Genomic DNA, 14,134 nt, shown 5'->3' on the forward strand with positions numbered 1-14,134 from the left:
GCCGCGGCGTTGTGCGCCGCGGAGCCGGACAACGAGACGAGCGGCCGCATCCGACTTCCCGGATACGGCCGCTCGTTCATCTTCGTCTCCCTGCCGGCCTATCGGCTCAGCGCCTGCTCGAGATCGGACAGCAGATCGCTGATGTCCTCGATCCCCACCGAGAGGCGGACCAGATCGGCCGGAACCTCCAGGTCCGAGCCTTCTGTGGAGGCGTGGGTCATGGCGGCGGGATGTTCGATCAGCGATTCCACTCCGCCGAGCGATTCGGCGAGGGTGAACACCTCGGTTTGTGAGCACAGCTTCCGGGCAGCCTCGAGGCCACCGGCCAGCCGCACCGAGATCATCCCGCCGAACCGCCGCATCTGCTTATCGGCGACCGCATGGCCGGGATGTTCCGGCATACCGGGGTAGATGACCTTGCTGATGGCCGGATTCCGGGACAGGAACTCGGCGAGGGTTTCGGCGTTGTCGCAGTGCCGGTCCATCCGCAGCGAGAGCGTTTTGGTGCCGCGCAGCGTGAGGAAGGCGTCGAACGGGCTCGGGACCGCGCCCGCACCGTTCTGCAGGAAGGCGAAGGCGGCGTCGAGTTCGGCATCGTCGGTGATCAGCGCGCCGCCGATCACATCGGAATGGCCACCGAGGTACTTGGTGGTCGAATGCACCACCACATCGGCGCCGAGCAGCAGCGGCTGCTGCAGGTACGGGGTCGCGAACGTGTTGTCGACCACCAGTTTGGCGCCGGAGGTGTGCGCGATATCGGCCAGCGCCGGGATATCACCGATATTGAGCAGCGGGTTGGTGGGCGTTTCCACCCAGATCAGCTTCGTTTCCGGCCGGATGGCGGCGCGCATCGCATCGATATCGGCGACGGCGGCCGCCGTATAGCTGATCCCCCAGCCGGTGAAGACCTTGTCGATCAACCGGAAGGTGCCGCCGTAGGCGTCGTCCGGGATGACGATATGGTCGCCGGGCCGCAGCATCGCCCGCAGCGCACAGTCGGTGGCGGCCATACCGGAGGCGTACGCCCGGCCGTACCGGCCCGATTCGAGGGCGGCCAGGTTGGCCTCCAGCACCGTGCGGGTGGGGTTGCCGGTGCGGGCGTATTCGTACCCGTCACGCAGCCCGCCCACACCGTCCTGGGCGAAGGTGGAGCTGGCGTACACGGGCACATTCACCGCGCCGGTGCGCGGATCGGGATCGTAACCGGCGTGTACAGCCCTGGTGGTGAATCCCAGTTCGCTCATGACCCCACCCTAAACGTCGGGTTCCGGCTCCTTGCACGCCGGTCGGATCTTGCGTCTGCCACGGGGACGGTGGACGGAACCCGCAGCTCGGGGCCCTGACAGTGCCACCGCACCGGGCCGGTGAAATCCTGGAGCCGACCGGCGCCGATTCCGGTCCGCCGCAATCCACACCGCGGCCCGCCGACACCGCGATACGCCGAGCACGCCGGCGCTACTCACCCTTTCGGCGCACGCCAGCCACATTCGCGGCGAATGCACTGCCTCACAACGCGTCCCGCCCGAGCGGAGCACATTGTTACCAACCGTCACCCTCGGGCCATCTTCGTGTCACCCGTTTGCCCGGCAGGCAGCGCACGCTGATAGCGCATCCGAAGCGGGTCGGGAAGCGCTGCGGGTGAAGTACACGGAGGTGCGTTATGAATTCGCAGTCGCCCGGACCGGGCAAACGGCGGCCGGCCACCGCAGCCGCCCTGAATTCGAGGGTCGCGCGGGATTCGCGTACTCACCCGGCCGACCTGCGATTACCGGATCAGCGCGAGCTCGTCGCCGCGTTCACCGCCGCCGAATGCGAACCGGCCGGACAGCCGTTGCTCACCTGGGCGAACACCTTGGCGCATCTGCACCGGCGCCGGCACGGCGATCCACTGTCGACGGCCGGGATAGATTGCCGCCGGGCGGAGGTGGTCGAGTCGATCGACCGCTGGGTCGGCGCTGCGGCCACCGCGGCCCGGACCCGTCGGCTGCGGGCCGATTCACTCGGGACGACGATCGACCGGATGGCTGCGGCACACGTGCACGCGAACCATCTGCTGCACCACTGCGAACGCGTCTCCGACGATCGGGTGCACGCGGCGTGGTACCGGTTGGCCCTGCTCGCCGACGAGTGGACCGATCTGGTCACCGGGGCCGAACAGGTGCGGCGCCGTAGTTGACCTTTCCACCGTATGCGACCTGCGGAATTGCGCTGAATATCACAATCAGATAAATGGCGGCGTGTTTTACGATCGAGCAATGTTCGCCCTGGGCCCCCGTTTGTTCGAAATCTCCGCCCGACGTTTCCTGGAGGGGATCTACCGAACTCACGGGACCCCGGCACTCGCCGCCGCCGCGGCACTTCCGGGCCTGTCGGCGGAACTGGACCAGCACGCCGCCGCGGTGCGCGACATCCTCGATCTCGGTGTGGACTCGGTCGAGCGGATCCCCGCCACCGTCCTCCTGGCCGGATATATCCGCGGCCTACTCGCCGAGCTGACCGACCCGATCACCGAACCCGCCGAATGGGCCACTGCCGGATGGCTGCACCTGCGCCTGGCCGGCGCCTGCCTGCACGGCACCTCCGGCGCCGCGCTCGATTGACTCCGAGGCAGCGCTGTCGGCGATCCGGCCGGTTGTCACGCATAACCTGGACGGATGGCGTCCAGGAGTGGGATAACCGCGGCTTCGCGAGTTGTGGCGGCAGTCGGGCTCGGCGCAGTCGGCGTACTACACGCAGTCTGGGCAGGTGGTGGGCATTGGCCCGCGGCTGGAGAACGCGAGCTGGCCGAAGCTGTCACCGGATCAGTGGAGATGCCGCCTGCCGCGGCCTCCGGAATCGTCGCGGTGGCAGCCACCGGGGCGGGGCTGGTGGCCGGAGGTGTACTCGGGGAGCGACCGGCCGCAGTGTGGATGCGACGGGCCGCCGGTACCGCCCTGGTCGCGCGGGGATTGACCGGAGGTGTCGTCGCCGGCCAGATGCTTCGGCTGCCGCCACCCGGAGTGCGTTTTCGTATGCTCGACACCCGGTACTACCGGCCACTCTGCTTGATCCTCGGTGTCGCCGCCCTCACCGGTGCGCGGCGGCCGGACAGCCGAGCGGCGCGCTGAACACAGTCTTCCGCCGTGCGCCGGAAACCGGCACACGGCGGAAGAATCACTGAGACGACGTGGGCTACCGCAGGTGGCGCGGTTCCCCACCACCGTAGGGTGGCTGACCACCATACGGCGGCTGACCGCCGTACTGATTGCCGTACTGCTGCCGGTAGTCGCTACCCGGCATCTGCTGCCCGAACTCACCGGGCTCACCGCGGTATCCGCCCTGTGCGGGCTGCGGCTGATCCCACTGCTCCGGGTTGCGGGGCCCGGGCGCCTGCTGAGCACCGGCCCGCTGCCGGGACGCATCCTCGCGGCCACGCTGATACGCCTCCGCATGACCGCGCACCGCGGGCATCTCCTCTTCCAGCCCGCCCAGCCAATTTTCCCAGCGCTGCTGCATCGGCCGCACCAGACCGCCGCCGACACCCACCACCAGGATTCCGCCGAGCGTCGCCAGAACCGCGATCAGGATGGGTGTGGTGACCGCGGTGGCGACCCCGATCTGGTTCAGCGCGGCAATGATGCCGATACCCCAGATGAACACCGACGCGATCCGCCCGATCATCGGACCGTAACTGAGACCGCCCAGTGCATTGCTCACCAGATCGCTCACCGCATGCGCGATGGCACCCGCGATGCAGACGATCAGGATCGCGACGAACAGCCTGGGCAGCCAACTCACGATTCCGTCGATCACATCGCTCACCGGATTCGGCCCGAACACGCCGAAGCCGATTTGCAGGGCGATCAGCAGGATCGCGTAGTACACCACTTTCGCCAGCAGATCCGAGGCGTCGTATTTGCTGCGCGAAAGCATCCGCTCGATCCCACCGCGCTCGACCAGACGATCGAAACCAACCCGCTCCAGCACCTTGTCGACGATCGTCGCGACAGCTTTGGCGATGATCCAGCCGATCAGCAGGATGACCAGGAAGCCGGCGAGCTTGGGTACGAAGGTCGCGATCGAACTCCACGCGTCAGAGAAACCCTGCTGGAAATCGATTGCCAAACTCGAGGTTCGCACAAGCCCTTCCCTTCGCTCTCCGAACGAACGTGGCATTTGCCACGTTCGGTACCGGACTGGTTATACCCCGGGAGAGCTGCTCGAACCTTGGATTGCGGAATAATTGCTAGTGCGCGCTGCGCCCGGTGCTGACAAAGCCCAGCAGATCGTGACGAGTGATCACACCGACCGGTTTACCGTCCTCGACGACCATGAGCGCATCGGTATCCGACAGCGCCTTGGTGGCCGCCGAAATCGGCTCGCCGGACCCGATCAACGGGAACGACGGGCTCATATGCCGATCCACCGAATCGGTGAGCTGCGCGCGACCGGAGAACACGGCCGAGAGCAGATCCCGCTCGGATACGCTGCCGGCCACCTCACCCGCCATCACCGGCGGTTCGGCGCCGACGACCGGCATCTGCGATACCCCGTACTCGCGCAGGATCTCGATGGCGTCGCGCAGCGTCTCCGAGGGATGGGTGTGCACCAGATCGGGCAGTTCGCCGGACTTACCGCGCAGGACATCGCCGACCAGGGTTTCGGCGGTGGACCCGTCGAGCGGGGTGCGCAGGAACCCGTAGGAGCTCATCCACCGGTCGTTGAAGATCTTCGACATATAGCCGCGCCCACCGTCGGGCAGCAGCACCACCACGACGGCGTCCGGATCGCGCCGGGCGACCTCGAGCGCCGCCACCACGGCCATCCCGCACGAACCGCCGACGAGCAGGCCCTCTTCCCGGGCGAGGCGGCGGGTCATATCGAACGAGTCCGCGTCGGAGACCGCGATGATCTCGTCCGGAATCGCCGGATCGTAGGCCGACGGCCAGAAATCCTCGCCGACACCCTCCACCAGATACGGCCGGCCGGTACCGCCGGAATACACCGAACCCTCCGGGTCGGCACCGATGACCTTCACCTTCCCGCCCGACACCTCTTTGAGGTAGCGGCCGGCGCCGGTGATGGTGCCCCCGGTGCCGACGCCGGCGACGAAATGGGTCACCGTGCCCTCGGTATCGCGCCAGATCTCCGGGCCGGTGGTCTCGTAGTGGCTGTCCGGGCCGTTCGGGTTGGAGTACTGATCCGGTTTCCAGGCGCCCTCGATCTCGCGGGTCAGCCGGTCGGAGACGCTGTAGTAGCTGTCCGGGTGCTCCGGCGGCACCGCCGTCGGGCACACCACCACTTCGGCGCCGTAGGCCCGCAGCACATTGCGCTTGTCCTCGCTGACCTTGTCCGGGCACACGAATACGCAGTGGTAACCGCGCTGCTGCGCCACCAGCGCCAGCCCGACACCGGTGTTACCCGAGGTGGGCTCGACGATGGTCCCGCCGGGCTGCAGGTCGCCCGACTTCTCGGCCGCCTCGATCATCTTCACCGCGATACGGTCCTTGGAGCTACCGCCGGGGTTCAGATACTCGATCTTGGCGGCCACCAGCCCGGCCCCCGCGGGAGCCACCGAGTTCAATCGGACCAGCGGGGTGTTGCCGATGAGGTCCACGACATGATCCGCGATGCGCATACCCCCCATCGTTGCAGAGGCGTTGCCGGGGGCCTCGGCGTGGTCCGCCACTCCCACCGCTGCACCGCCCGCAAATCCGGCGGTACCACGCCCGAGCATCTAGGATCCGGTACCTATGAGGCTGCCGAAGCTCGCGCGCGCCACCGTGTTTCTGGCCGGATCGGCGATAGCGCTGATCGCGGCCGCAGCACCGGCCGGCGCCGCGACCCACTCCTTCCCCGATGTCCCCACCCTGGCCTACGGCGGGCTGTGCGGAACCAGCATCCGCACCTGGGCCGACACCGGCCCGCAATGGCCGGGCCGGGCGGTGATCAACGTCCGCGCCAATCCCGTCGTCGGCGTGGGCTCCGGCATCCACCCCTTCGCCCCACTGTGCGAAGTGATGACCACGGTGTCCTGGCGCAATCTCGACACCGGCGCCACCGGCAGCTACGTCAACAATGTGGTGACCGGTATCTACGGCAGCATCCAGTACTCCCTGTTCCAAGACACCGGGCCGGGCCGGGTCGAGGTCACGGTGACCACCAACCACGCGAGCATCCCCGCCCACGGCAGCTTCGTCGTACCTGCGTAGCGCCGGTCCCCGCCCGCTGAGAAATTTCGGGCGCCCGGACCCTCACCTTCTCGGCACGTGAGTCCATGGCGAACTCGGCGGCGGCCGGGTCGATGACATCTCCCAACTGCCGGCCGACCGTTTTTACGGCGCCAGTGACAGCCGGACCACAGTCCACGTACGGATGCGGGTGGGCGGATAGTGCAGCAGTTCGCTCACCCGCACGCGGACGGTTGCGCGAATATAATCGCCGCACATGGGCGAGACTCGGATCGGATGGCGGACGGCCGCGGTCGCCGGGGCCGCGACGGTGGCGCTCGGTTCCGGCGCGGGGACCGCGTCCTGGGCGGCCTATCGGCTGCTCACCACCCAGGCAGGTGCCGCGCGGGGCATGATCGGCCGCGATACGTCCAAGCCGCCCGAAGCCGACGGGATCTACTCACCGGACGGGCACGAGCCCTGGCGCACCGGCAAGTACGCCGACCTGCACCTGATGATCTTCGGCGACTCCACCGCCGCCGGCCTGGGCTGCCGGACCGCCGCCGAAGTCCCTGGGGTGCGGCTGGCACACGGCCTGTCCGAGGCGACCGGGCAGCGGATCCGGCTGAGCACCAAGGCGATATCCGGCGCCACCTCCAAAGGACTGGCCGGGCAGGTGGACGCAATGTTCGTGGCCGGGCCGCCGCCGGATGCCGCGGTGATCCTGGTCGGCGCCAACGACGTCACAAAGAAACACTCCATCGGCCGCTCCGCGCAACGGCTCGGCGCGGCGGTGAGCCGGTTACACGGCGCGGGCAGCATCGTGGTGGTCGGCACCTGCCCGGACCTGGGCAGTGTCACCGCCATCCCGGAACCGCTGCGCACCGTGGTGCAACGCTGGAGTGTGCAACTGGCCCGCGCGCAGGCGACAGCCACCCGGGCGGCCGGCGGGCGCATCGTGGCGACGGGCGATCTGTTGAGCAAAGATTTCCGGGCCGCGCCCGAACAATTGTTCTCAGCCGACGGCTTCCACCCCTCGGCCGCGGGCTACGCGCTCGCCGCCGACCATCTGCTACCGGAACTGCTGGTTGCGCTCGGTCAGCGGGATATGGCCACGGCGGATATTTCCCCACGGGCCCCCGCGACGTAGATTCGAAGGGATCGTACCCCGCGAGTGTGCGTGATCGGGCAGTTTCGGATCGCGCACACTCCTCGACTAAGGAGTCCTCATGCCAGAGGCCGTCATCGTTTCCGTTGCTCGCTCTCCCATCGGACGCGCCAACAAGGGGTCGCTGGTGAGCATGCGGCCCGACGACCTCGCCACACAGATGGTGCGCGCCGCACTGGACAAGGTTCCCGCCCTGTCACCCGCCGATATCGACGACCTGATGCTCGGCTGCGGGCAGCCGGCCGGTGAGGCGGGCTTCAATATCGCCAAGACCGTCGCCACCCAGCTGGGCTACGACTACATGCCCGGCACCACCGTGAACCGGTACTGTTCCTCGTCGCTGCAGACCACCCGGATGGCGTTCCACGCGATCAAGGCCGGTGAGGGACACGCGTTCATCTCCGCCGGTGTGGAAACCGTGTCGCGATTCCCGAAGGGCACCGCCGACGGCTGGCCCGATAGCCACAACCCGCTCTACGCCGCCGCCGAGGAGCGCACCACCACCCGGGCGCAGGGCGGCGCCGGCTGGCAGGACCCGCGGGAAAACGGCGACCTGCCCGATATCTACATCGCCATGGGCCAGACGGCGGAGAACGTCGCCTCGTTCACCGGTATCTCCCGTGAGGACCAGGACCACTGGGGCGTGCGGTCGCAGAACCGCGCCGAAGAAGCCATCAAATCCGGTTTCTTCGAACGCGAGATCACCCCGGTGACCCTGCCCGACGGCACCGTCGTCTCCACCGACGACGGTCCCCGCCCCGGCACCAGCTACGAGAAGATCTCGCAGCTCAAGCCGGTGTTCCGCCCCGACGGCACGGTGACCGCCGGTAACGCCTGTCCGCTCAACGACGGCGCCGCCGCGCTGGTGGTCATGAGCGATACCAAGGCCAAGGAACTGGGCCTGACCCCGCTGGCCCGCATCGTCTCCACCGGCGTCTCCGGCCTGTCGCCGGAGATCATGGGCCTGGGCCCGATCGAAGCGGTGCGCAAGGCGCTGAAGCTGGCCGGTAAGACCATCGGCGATATCGACCTCTACGAGATCAACGAGGCCTTCGCCGTGCAGGTCCTCGGTTCGGCCCGCGAACTGGGCATGGACGAGGACAAACTGAACGTCTCCGGCGGCGCCATCGCCCTCGGCCACCCGTTCGGTATGACCGGCGCCCGCATCACCGCCACGCTGATCAACAACCTGCAGACCCACGATAAGCAGTTCGGTCTGGAGACCATGTGCGTCGGCGGCGGTCAGGGTATGGCGATGATCATCGAACGCCTGAGCTGATTGCGCCGCTTCCGGCGGCGCGGGCCGGGGCGGGACCCGACACGGAGATGAACCGGCCGGAGGGAAGTCCCTGGTGTCGCGCTGTCGGTTGCGCCGAAATATGTATCCATGAGTAAGGCCCGATACGGAACCCGATTTCGTACCGGGCCTTACTCATGCACCCCAACACAGGCCGGGCACCAGTAAGCGGAGAACTGTCACCGCCGATCGGCGGTGCAGGGAACCCGGTAACCGATTGTCAGCGGAGACCGGCTCGATAGAGATCCCGGAGCAGCGCAATCTCCGCACCGTGGTGCAGTAGCTCCCGCTGCGTGTGCAGCACAATCCCTGCGGTCGACCAGTCGGCAAGCATGGTGCCCGGCGGTCCCGCAGGTTCGGCCAGGCCGGTAACACCCAAACCTGCGACACCGTCGATCCACGCTTTGTAGGCGGTGTCGAGCTGCTCGAGCGCCACCGACGCTGTCCCGGCGTAGCGGAACGAGGCGAAATCGACGGGCGGATGGCCGAATCGTTCCAGACCCGCCTCCAGCAGGACGATCACATGCCCGAGCCGCCACGCGATGGTGGTCACGGGAGCCGGCTCGGGCGGCGGTATCGCGAAGTCGCAGACGAATCCACCGTCCGCCGGGCGAACCGACCACATACCGGGCACAGGTTCCCAGAAGTATTCCTCGTCTGTGAGCCCATCGAGCCGGATACGCAGTTGTCTGGACCAATGCGTTTCCAGCTGACCTCGTATCTCGGCGTTCCAGTCCAAGTCCATGGCGTACACCCTGGCCAAATCGGCCGATGCGGACAAACGTTTTTCGCTACCCCGACACTGTCCGGACACCCGGCCGACGGCGAAGAAGGTGCCGCCGGCTCACATCCACCTTGACTTTCCCAGTAGGAAAGTGAGATTGTTACTTTCCAGACAGGAAAGTGGGGTTTGGTCATGGACGACATCGCTGCGGAACAAGCTCGAGCAGCACTCGATACGGTCGACCGGGCACATCGGCAGGTGGCCGAGGAAATCGGGTTGCCCCGGGGCTACTGGTGGGCAATGGCGGCCGGCTGGCTGGTACTGGGTGTGATCGGCGCCCTGGGGCCGTGGTGGCCGGCCGCGATCGCCACCCTGGCCTTCGGGGCCGGGCATGCGCTACTGGCGGCCCGCCTGCTGAACGGGCAGCGGCGCACGAACAGACTGCAGGTCAGCGCAGCCGTCGCCGGTAGGCGGATACCGCTGCTCGTCATCGGCATGCTGCTCGGGCTCGTTGTGATCACCGTGGGGGCGGCGTTCGCGCTGGCCGCCGACGGTGCCGAGCACCCGGGCATATGGGCGGCAGCGCTGGTCGCGGCTGTTGTCGGGTTCGGCGGGCCGGAGATCCTGCGACTCCTACGGCGCTGGACGCGAGCATGAAACAGGCACGCTTCGACGAGCTGATCCACCCCAGCACCCGGCTCTCGCTGGTAGCGACGCTGGCCGCGGCGGACTGGGCGGAGTTCGCGTTTCTCAAAGACCGGCTGGAACTTTCGGACTCGGCATTGTCCAAACAGCTCACGACTCTCGAAGAGGCCGGCTACGTCACCACCGAACGCCGCCTCGACGGCGGCCGCCGGAAAGTACGGGCCCGGTTGACCAGTACCGGCCGCGACGCCTTCGACGGCCATATCGCGGCATTACAGGCCATCGTCGGCGGTGAGGGCATCCGGGCGAACGCATCGGCCGACGGCAGCGACGGGTGATACCGACTGATAGGTGACATAGCCGATCGTTCTCCCGGCGGGCCGTGAAGAGCCTTCTTCACGGCCCGCCGTCGAATGTGCCGGTCGCGGTCACCAGATCCGCGACCCAGGTGATTGCCTGCCACGCCCGCGTGTCCTGAACCTCCGGCCCATCGATATGCGGGATCAGCACCACGTCGGCGGCGAAATCGAGCGCGTGCTGGACGGCGATCCGCGCTGCGAGTTCCGGCCCCGTATCCGTGTAGACCGTGTACAACACACGGAGAGAGTGCACCCGCACCAGCCGTTCGATCTCCTCGCTGTCGACGCCGCTGCGACAGACCACGATCGCCCGCCGCAGGGTGGTCACCGGCGCGCCCCGGACGCATACGCCGCTGCCACCGCGTAACGCGGGCAGCGGTGCGCTCCATGCACATCCATCACCTGATGGGCGTGCGCGTACCCGCGAATCGGCTCCCGCGACAGGCAGTGTGGAGTGGGGTGGTCGATGGGTAGCGCCCGTAATCCGTCCGCGAGCCTGCGCAGCACCGCCGGGTCGTCGGCAACCCATTTCCGACCCGATTGCCAGAGCCGCACTGCCGCAGCCATGGCGAGGTTGTTCGGGGCCCGAACAGGCAGGGCCGGTATCTCCTGACACATAAGGGCACCTCGATGTCGTTGTCGGTAGCTGGATTCGATGCAAGGCTCGTAGCGCTCAATACGCCGAAAGGCCAAAAACTTTGGCACCATGGCAACAGAGGCCAAAGCAGGATGTGAGTTATGAGCACCGAGCAAAAACCCGACGGCGTGGGGGCTCGAGTAGCCGAAGAACGTAAGCTCATCGGCTGGACTCAAGCCCGGCTGGCCGCCGAGGCGAATGTTTCGGCGTCCCTGGTGAAGGCCGTAGAGCAGGGGCGTGCACCCGCCTCGCCCTCTTTCATCTCGGCCTGCGCGCGGGCTTTGAAGGTCGGCGTCACCGCGCTACTGGAACAGCCCTATCCGCGGGAGACCCGCAGCGAGCAGATGGTCCACGCCGGAATACCCGATATCCGACGGGAACTCGCGGTCTACCGAATTCCTCCGGACGATATTCCGCCCCGGGAGCTGAGCGAGTTGGCCGTGGACGTCGGCCGCGCATCGAAGATGCGCCATATGGTGAACCTCGGCGAGCTGGGCAGACTCCTTCCCACGCTGCTACACGATCTGCGAGTCGCATGGCATTCCAGCGAAGGCCATGATCGGGAGCGGATCTTCGGTCTGCTCGCCGAGACTTACGCGGCGACATCCCAGGTCGTGTACAAGCTCGGCTATATCGACCTGGCATCGCTGGCCGTCGACCGCTACGAATGGGCGGCGGAGCAGTCCGGGGACGAGCTGGCCGTCCTGGTGGGCGACTATCAGCGAGCCGGTGAAATGATTGGTGTGGCCGACTGGGCAGGAGCAGAGCGCTTCCTGGAAGGAAGCCGGAAAGCGATCGAGCCCGAACTCGGTAAAGGCAACCCGGCGACCTTGGCTATGTGGGGAAACCTGCATCTCAAGTCTGGCCTCGCCGCCGCTCGGGCCGGGCGCAGAGACACCGCGGATGCACATCTTGCCGAGGCAACCGAAACGGCCGCCCGGCTCGGGGTGGACCGTGACGATTACCGGCTGTGCTTCGGCCCGACGAATGTGCGGATCTGGTCCGTGGGCCTCGCCGTAGAAATGCTGGACGGCACCGAGGCCGTGAAGCGGTCGGCGAAGGTGCAATTGCCGTCGGGTACCCCGCGTGAACGCGCCGGCCATCACTACATCGATTTGGCACGAGCGTTTCTGTTGCACGGAGATCGGACGGGCGCGCTCTCGTCATTGCAGACAGCGCGACGAATCGCACCGACCCAAACCCGGTATCACCCGATGGTGCACGAAACCGTGCGCGCATTGGCCCGCCAGGAAGCACGGTCGACGGAGACACTGCGTGGGTTCGCTGCGTGGTGTGGGATCGGAAGAGCATAGGCGGCCGGAACGGCGCAACCACTCACCGTCGTATCGCTTTCCGCCGGGCGAAGCCGGCCATGTGCCGATCCGCTACAACGGGTATGCCCGGCAGATGCTGCATTCGCTGCGGGAGAAACCACCGTCGGGAATGCGCAACGAGGTCGCCGAGCTGTGTGACCGGACCGGACTTCTCCCGGCTGCCTGACCATCCGGGTCTCCGGGGTCGACCGCGGCAGTTGGCCCGGAATCCGGCGCAACTCACCGGCAGTCGGCGACGCCCACGGGTGGCGCGACACCACAGTGCGTCAGAGCTTCGCGAGGCGGTCCTGCTCCTTCTGGTATGCGCGCCACGCCTGCTGGGTCGGGGTCGGCTTCGTGGTGAGGGCCGCCCAATCGGTCGAGCGGACGAAGTTCACCACCATCAGCACCGGCAGGATGAACGCCTGGAAGAAGATCAGATAGCTGCCACCCTCGAATACGAACACCAAATACCCCGCGTAGCCGAGGTACCCGGCGCCGAAGACGGCGTTGAACCACTGGACTGTCTCGCTCTGCCCACCTTTGACGACGGCCATCGCAATCATGACGATGCCACTGAACGCGAGCATTCCGACGTACCACTCGAACATGGTGTTCCCTTCCGACGCGTTGTGCGACCCGCTGGCAGCACCCGATGACCGAAAGGAAATCGCGACTCTCTTGTCGAACCCTTGCAGGACCCTTGCGATGGCGGGATCAGTCGTCATCGCCTTCGTACCGCCCATACCGATGCCGGACAGCTACAGGCCGGCCGAGCCCAAGGCCTGGGCAACTCCGCCGAGGAACTGGGTGATAGCGATATAGCCCGCTGCGAGTGCTACCAAGATGAATTCCATACCGGAAGTGTCGCCAGTGCGCAGCGCCGCGTTATCGCCCCGTACGGACGTGTCGGCCCGCTGCCCGAGTTCGGGCTGCTCTACGGAGCTTCAGCGCAGCAGGACGGCGAGCACTTCGGGTGCAGTGAAACGCCGGCCGTAGGAGGTTTCGCCGTGCTGGAGCAGGATGCCCATGTCGGCGAGCTGCCCGACAAGCCTGTTGGCTCTGTTGTAGGTCACGCCGAGATGCCGTTGCACGTTGCGGACGGTGAAAATCGGCTGCTCGAGTCCGTAATCGATCAACCGCATGGCGTTCTCCGCCCGGAAACCGGCTGCGCGCACTCGGCACTTCAAGTCGTGTGGACCCAGACCAGATCTGTGAGCTGAGCGGCGGTGATGTTTGCCGCCGCCGCGACTCCCTCGGCGAAGAACCTGATCCAGCCGCCCCAGTCGCCCTGCGCGCGAAGCGGGCGTCGTGCACGCGTGCGCCACGGTGAGCGGATTACAGGGGCAGTCTTCGGACGAGGTTGCCGCCTTTGGTCTGGATCGCATCTATACGCGGTACCGAGCCCGACCCTTGCCAGCAGTGGCGATTGTCTGTGTTGACGGATACTCTTCGGCTGCTTCGCAACTCGTTCGAAAGGCGAACAATGATCTCGAAGAGAGTCGTCAGAACCGTCGTCGTCTCGGCGCTGCCGCTGATTGCCACCACCGTCGTCGCCGGAGCCGCCTCCGCTGACGCCGGGCCGATGGCCGAAACGCGGGCTACGCCGGTCGCCGGTCTTCCGTTGGAGGAGCCGCAGGACGTCACAACCAACCCGGGCGCCCAGTACCCCGATCCAGTGTTGAACGGCGCTGCGCTGGGAGCCGGGATCGGCTCGGCGGTCGGATCGGCCACCGGTTCCGGTGGGCCGATTCTCGGTGGGCTGATCGGCGCGCTGGTCGGTGCGGTGAATCCCGACGTCGTTCCCCAGGTCCTTCCCTGAACCGACCCGGGCAACCGTTC

General features: G+C 67.0%; 19 protein-coding genes. 11 read left to right on the forward strand and 8 right to left on the reverse strand.

Annotated features, from left to right (window positions below; translation table 11 throughout):
* Positions 1–98: 98 nt before the first annotated feature.
* The gene (locus ACFWPH_RS09465; protein WP_378749165.1) at positions 99–1,244 is read right to left on the reverse strand and encodes a cystathionine gamma-synthase; all 1,146 of its coding nucleotides are present in this window, start codon (positions 1,242–1,244) and stop codon (positions 99–101) included.
* Between the two features lie 416 nt (positions 1,245–1,660).
* Here ACFWPH_RS09465 and ACFWPH_RS09470 point away from each other — a divergent pair, with 416 nt between their 5' ends.
* The 3 genes from ACFWPH_RS09470 (at position 1,661) to ACFWPH_RS09480 (ending at position 3,107) form a co-directional block, all read left to right on the forward strand.
* Positions 1,661–2,176, forward strand: a complete 516-nt coding sequence (locus tag ACFWPH_RS09470) for a DUF4254 domain-containing protein (RefSeq protein WP_378749167.1) — start codon at positions 1,661–1,663, stop codon at positions 2,174–2,176.
* A 79-nt stretch (positions 2,177–2,255) separates the two neighbouring features.
* Positions 2,256–2,600 (forward strand): DUF6401 family natural product biosynthesis protein, encoded by a 345-nt coding sequence (locus ACFWPH_RS09475; protein WP_378749169.1) that lies wholly within the window; start codon positions 2,256–2,258, stop codon positions 2,598–2,600.
* Between the two features lie 54 nt (positions 2,601–2,654).
* Complete coding sequence (locus ACFWPH_RS09480) at positions 2,655–3,107, forward strand: DUF3995 domain-containing protein (RefSeq protein WP_378749171.1); 453 nt, start codon at positions 2,655–2,657, stop codon at positions 3,105–3,107.
* A 64-nt stretch (positions 3,108–3,171) separates the two neighbouring features.
* On the opposite strand, the gene ACFWPH_RS09485 is transcribed toward ACFWPH_RS09480, so the two are convergent.
* Positions 3,172–4,119 carry a hypothetical protein gene (locus ACFWPH_RS09485; protein ID WP_378749173.1) on the reverse strand — a complete coding sequence of 316 codons (948 nt, stop codon included), beginning with the start codon at positions 4,117–4,119 and terminating at the stop codon, positions 3,172–3,174.
* A gap of 106 nt (positions 4,120–4,225) precedes the next feature.
* The gene (locus ACFWPH_RS09490; protein ID WP_378749175.1) at positions 4,226–5,617 is read right to left on the reverse strand and encodes a cystathionine beta-synthase; all 1,392 of its coding nucleotides are present in this window, start codon (positions 5,615–5,617) and stop codon (positions 4,226–4,228) included.
* Between the two features lie 115 nt (positions 5,618–5,732).
* On the opposite strand from ACFWPH_RS09490, the gene ACFWPH_RS09495 reads away from it, so the two are divergent.
* The 3 genes from ACFWPH_RS09495 (at position 5,733) to ACFWPH_RS09505 (ending at position 8,596) form a co-directional block, all read left to right on the forward strand.
* The gene (locus ACFWPH_RS09495; RefSeq protein WP_280416069.1) at positions 5,733–6,191 is read left to right on the forward strand and encodes a hypothetical protein; all 459 of its coding nucleotides are present in this window, start codon (positions 5,733–5,735) and stop codon (positions 6,189–6,191) included.
* A gap of 235 nt (positions 6,192–6,426) precedes the next feature.
* Positions 6,427–7,299: an SGNH/GDSL hydrolase family protein gene (locus tag ACFWPH_RS09500; RefSeq protein WP_378749177.1), complete on the forward strand. Its 873-nt coding sequence runs from the start codon at positions 6,427–6,429 to the stop codon at positions 7,297–7,299.
* A gap of 79 nt (positions 7,300–7,378) precedes the next feature.
* Entirely contained in the window at positions 7,379–8,596 is a 1,218-nt protein-coding gene (locus ACFWPH_RS09505) for an acetyl-CoA C-acetyltransferase (RefSeq protein ID WP_378749179.1), read from the forward strand.
* A 238-nt stretch (positions 8,597–8,834) separates the two neighbouring features.
* Here the strand turns inward: ACFWPH_RS09505 and ACFWPH_RS09510 are convergent, their stop codons facing one another.
* Positions 8,835–9,359 (reverse strand): DinB family protein, encoded by a 525-nt coding sequence (locus tag ACFWPH_RS09510; RefSeq protein WP_378749181.1) that lies wholly within the window; start codon positions 9,357–9,359, stop codon positions 8,835–8,837.
* A 171-nt stretch (positions 9,360–9,530) separates the two neighbouring features.
* On the opposite strand from ACFWPH_RS09510, the gene ACFWPH_RS09515 reads away from it, so the two are divergent.
* Positions 9,531–9,995: a hypothetical protein gene (locus ACFWPH_RS09515; protein ID WP_378749183.1), complete on the forward strand. Its 465-nt coding sequence runs from the start codon at positions 9,531–9,533 to the stop codon at positions 9,993–9,995.
* Positions 9,992–10,321 (forward strand): winged helix-turn-helix domain-containing protein, encoded by a 330-nt coding sequence (locus tag ACFWPH_RS09520; protein WP_378749185.1) that lies wholly within the window; start codon positions 9,992–9,994, stop codon positions 10,319–10,321. The genes ACFWPH_RS09515 and ACFWPH_RS09520 overlap by 4 nt, the downstream gene beginning before the upstream one ends.
* Positions 10,322–10,379: 58 nt before the next feature.
* Here ACFWPH_RS09520 and ACFWPH_RS09525 read toward each other — a convergent pair whose 3' ends face one another.
* Together ACFWPH_RS09525 and ACFWPH_RS09530 are read right to left on the reverse strand one after the other, a co-directional pair.
* Positions 10,380–10,670 carry a hypothetical protein gene (locus ACFWPH_RS09525; protein ID WP_378749187.1) on the reverse strand — a complete coding sequence of 97 codons (291 nt, stop codon included), beginning with the start codon at positions 10,668–10,670 and terminating at the stop codon, positions 10,380–10,382.
* Complete coding sequence (locus ACFWPH_RS09530; protein ID WP_378749189.1) at positions 10,667–10,909, reverse strand: hypothetical protein; 243 nt, start codon at positions 10,907–10,909, stop codon at positions 10,667–10,669. The genes ACFWPH_RS09525 and ACFWPH_RS09530 overlap by 4 nt, the downstream gene beginning before the upstream one ends.
* 171 nt (positions 10,910–11,080) lie before the next feature.
* Here ACFWPH_RS09530 and ACFWPH_RS09535 point away from each other — a divergent pair, with 171 nt between their 5' ends.
* Together ACFWPH_RS09535 and ACFWPH_RS09540 are read left to right on the forward strand one after the other, a co-directional pair.
* Positions 11,081–12,292, forward strand: a complete 1,212-nt coding sequence (locus tag ACFWPH_RS09535) for a multiprotein-bridging factor 1 family protein (protein WP_378749191.1) — start codon at positions 11,081–11,083, stop codon at positions 12,290–12,292.
* Entirely contained in the window at positions 12,273–12,479 is a 207-nt protein-coding gene (locus ACFWPH_RS09540) for a hypothetical protein (RefSeq protein WP_378749193.1), read from the forward strand. The genes ACFWPH_RS09535 and ACFWPH_RS09540 overlap by 20 nt, the downstream gene beginning before the upstream one ends.
* A gap of 100 nt (positions 12,480–12,579) precedes the next feature.
* Here ACFWPH_RS09540 and ACFWPH_RS09545 read toward each other — a convergent pair whose 3' ends face one another.
* Together ACFWPH_RS09545 and ACFWPH_RS09550 are read right to left on the reverse strand one after the other, a co-directional pair.
* Entirely contained in the window at positions 12,580–12,903 is a 324-nt protein-coding gene (locus ACFWPH_RS09545; RefSeq protein ID WP_378749195.1) for a hypothetical protein, read from the reverse strand.
* 336 nt (positions 12,904–13,239) lie between these two features.
* Positions 13,240–13,437, reverse strand: coding sequence for a hypothetical protein (locus tag ACFWPH_RS09550; protein WP_378749197.1), 198 nt, complete (start codon positions 13,435–13,437; stop codon positions 13,240–13,242).
* Between the two features lie 341 nt (positions 13,438–13,778).
* On the opposite strand from ACFWPH_RS09550, the gene ACFWPH_RS09555 reads away from it, so the two are divergent.
* The gene (locus ACFWPH_RS09555) at positions 13,779–14,114 is read left to right on the forward strand and encodes a hypothetical protein (protein WP_378749199.1); all 336 of its coding nucleotides are present in this window, start codon (positions 13,779–13,781) and stop codon (positions 14,112–14,114) included.
* Positions 14,115–14,134 lie beyond the last annotated feature (20 nt).

The organism is Nocardia sp. NPDC058499 (assembly GCF_042719915.1).
GTDB lineage: Bacteria > Actinomycetota > Actinomycetes > Mycobacteriales > Mycobacteriaceae > Nocardia.

Coding starts and splice junctions, on each gene's coding strand:
- ACFWPH_RS09465 (WP_378749165.1), bottom strand. CDS start 1,244: ATGAGCGAACTGGGATTCACCACCAGGGCTGTACACGCCGGTTACGAT.
- ACFWPH_RS09470 (WP_378749167.1), top strand. CDS start 1,661: ATGAATTCGCAGTCGCCCGGACCGGGCAAACGGCGGCCGGCCACCGCA.
- ACFWPH_RS09475 (WP_378749169.1), top strand. CDS start 2,256: ATGTTCGCCCTGGGCCCCCGTTTGTTCGAAATCTCCGCCCGACGTTTC.
- ACFWPH_RS09480 (WP_378749171.1), top strand. CDS start 2,655: ATGGCGTCCAGGAGTGGGATAACCGCGGCTTCGCGAGTTGTGGCGGCA.
- ACFWPH_RS09490 (WP_378749175.1), bottom strand. CDS start 5,617: ATGCGCATCGCGGATCATGTCGTGGACCTCATCGGCAACACCCCGCTG.
- ACFWPH_RS09495 (WP_280416069.1), top strand. CDS start 5,733: ATGAGGCTGCCGAAGCTCGCGCGCGCCACCGTGTTTCTGGCCGGATCG.
- ACFWPH_RS09500 (WP_378749177.1), top strand. CDS start 6,427: ATGGGCGAGACTCGGATCGGATGGCGGACGGCCGCGGTCGCCGGGGCC.
- ACFWPH_RS09505 (WP_378749179.1), top strand. CDS start 7,379: ATGCCAGAGGCCGTCATCGTTTCCGTTGCTCGCTCTCCCATCGGACGC.
- ACFWPH_RS09510 (WP_378749181.1), bottom strand. CDS start 9,359: ATGGACTTGGACTGGAACGCCGAGATACGAGGTCAGCTGGAAACGCAT.
- ACFWPH_RS09515 (WP_378749183.1), top strand. CDS start 9,531: ATGGACGACATCGCTGCGGAACAAGCTCGAGCAGCACTCGATACGGTC.
- ACFWPH_RS09520 (WP_378749185.1), top strand. CDS start 9,992: ATGAAACAGGCACGCTTCGACGAGCTGATCCACCCCAGCACCCGGCTC.
- ACFWPH_RS09530 (WP_378749189.1), bottom strand. CDS start 10,909: ATGGCTGCGGCAGTGCGGCTCTGGCAATCGGGTCGGAAATGGGTTGCC.
- ACFWPH_RS09535 (WP_378749191.1), top strand. CDS start 11,081: ATGAGCACCGAGCAAAAACCCGACGGCGTGGGGGCTCGAGTAGCCGAA.
- ACFWPH_RS09545 (WP_378749195.1), bottom strand. CDS start 12,903: ATGTTCGAGTGGTACGTCGGAATGCTCGCGTTCAGTGGCATCGTCATG.
- ACFWPH_RS09550 (WP_378749197.1), bottom strand. CDS start 13,437: ATGCGGTTGATCGATTACGGACTCGAGCAGCCGATTTTCACCGTCCGC.
- ACFWPH_RS09555 (WP_378749199.1), top strand. CDS start 13,779: ATGATCTCGAAGAGAGTCGTCAGAACCGTCGTCGTCTCGGCGCTGCCG.